The organism is Synergistaceae bacterium DZ-S4 (assembly GCA_025943965.1).
Lineage (GTDB): Bacteria > Synergistota > Synergistia > Synergistales > Synergistaceae > Caenicola > Caenicola nitritireducens.
The window spans coordinates 1-1,600 of sequence record JAPCWD010000034.1 but is presented as its reverse complement, the minus strand read 5'-3'; the positions used below and the strand labels follow the sequence as shown (position 1 = coordinate 1,600).

1 protein-coding gene is annotated in these 1,600 nt (G+C 41.8%); it reads left to right on the top strand.

The window, feature by feature from the left end; translation table 11 throughout:
• Nucleotides 1-157: 157 nt before the first annotated feature.
• Complete coding sequence (locus tag OLM33_10065; protein MCW1713995.1) at nucleotides 158-1,543, top strand: transposase; 1,386 nt, start codon at nucleotides 158-160, stop codon at nucleotides 1,541-1,543.
• The last annotated feature ends 57 nt before the right edge of the window (nucleotides 1,544-1,600 follow it).

Genomic DNA, 1,600 nt, shown 5'->3' with positions numbered 1-1,600 from the left:
ACTCAACTTTCCCACCTCAAGAATAGATGAGAAGCGAGATTTGGACCTTGAAAACTACATATAGGATCACGCGATAAAAACAAGAGGAAAGCCCCTTATGTGGTATAATTGAAATAGCGACAAATCAAGTAATACCAACATATAAGGAGGCTTTCCCATGACAAGCATTATAGCAGATATAAATGATAACCGCCACGTCTTTAAGTCATCGGTCGACCATTTCTTTTCCAAAATAAATATATCCAAACAGCTTAAAAGCTCAAACTTTTACAAGAAATCGGGATTCAGCTGCACACAGATACTTAAAGAGCTGTTTGCTCTTGTTTTTACAGGCAAGAACCTCTATAGGAATCTGTTGTCGGATGACGCTTTACTGACATTCAGGAAGAACACGGCATACCGTTTCCTCAACAGTGAGCATTTCAACTGGGAAAAACTCCTGTATAAAGTAATGTCTCAGCTTATTTCAGAAGTCGACCGTTTGACAGGAAAAGACAGAGAGTCGGTGCTTATAGCAGATGATTCCCTGTTTAGCAGACAGCGCAGCAAGAAAGTAGAACTGCTTTCAAGGGTGTTCGACCATACAAGCCATAGATACTGCCGCGGATTTCGTATGCTGACCCTTGGATGGTCTGACGGCAACACATTTCTTCCTGTTAATTTCAATCTTCTGAGCTCACCCAAAGATGAACATGTGCTCTGTCCGGTCCAGGAGACAGATAAACGGACCAACGGCTATAAGAGACGCCAGCAGGCAAGGATGTCGACAACGGATGTTCTTATTGAAATGCTTCGCAATGCAGGCAGTATACCTGCAAGATTCGTGCTCTTCGACAGTTGGTTTACATTGCCCCAAACAGTAATAAGGGTAAAGAGAGAAAACCGGGATGTAATAGGCATGGTACGGATAACCGAGAAGATCCACTATTTCTGCAACGGCAAGTGGCAGGACATAAAATCGATATACGGCAGCATTTGCAATAAGCCCTGTGGTTCTTCCAAAATCGTTGGATCTGTCTGCGTCAAAATACGCGAACAGAGAGACTGTGAGTTGGAAGAATGTACTGATGCAAAAATCGTATTCATACAAGAGAAGAAATCTAAGGACTGGCTGGCACTGCTTTCTACAGACATATTACTTCCCGATGAAGAGATCATAAGAATATACGGGAAACGGTGGGACATAGAAGTCTTTTTCAAGGTATGCAAATCCAATCTTGCCTTGGCCAGAGAATTTCAGGGAAGAAGCTACGACATGCTGACAGCAGCAACTGCCATTGTTTTCATGAGATATGCCATGCTGTCCATTGAAGCGAGAAACAAATCTGACGACAGGACAATAGGAGAATTATTCTATAGTTACTGCCAGGAACTACAGGACATAAGATTCTCTCAGTCATTGTTGCTTCTCCTTACAAGACTTATTGGGATACTAAAAGAGACAAAACCTTCTAATAAAAACAAGCTGCAGGAAAAGATGACAGAGTTATTCTTAAACGCATTGCCAAGTTATCTGAGGTGCCAATTGCTATTATGTGCGTGACCTATATGGATTTTTCAAGGTTCGAAACATGTTTTGCTGCTGGGAAAGTTGAGTTAT

Bases quoted from the DNA above. Each gene is read 5' to 3' on its own strand.
- OLM33_10065 (MCW1713995.1), top strand. From the start codon at position 158: ATGACAAGCATTATAGCAGATATAAATGATAACCGCCACGTCTTTAAG.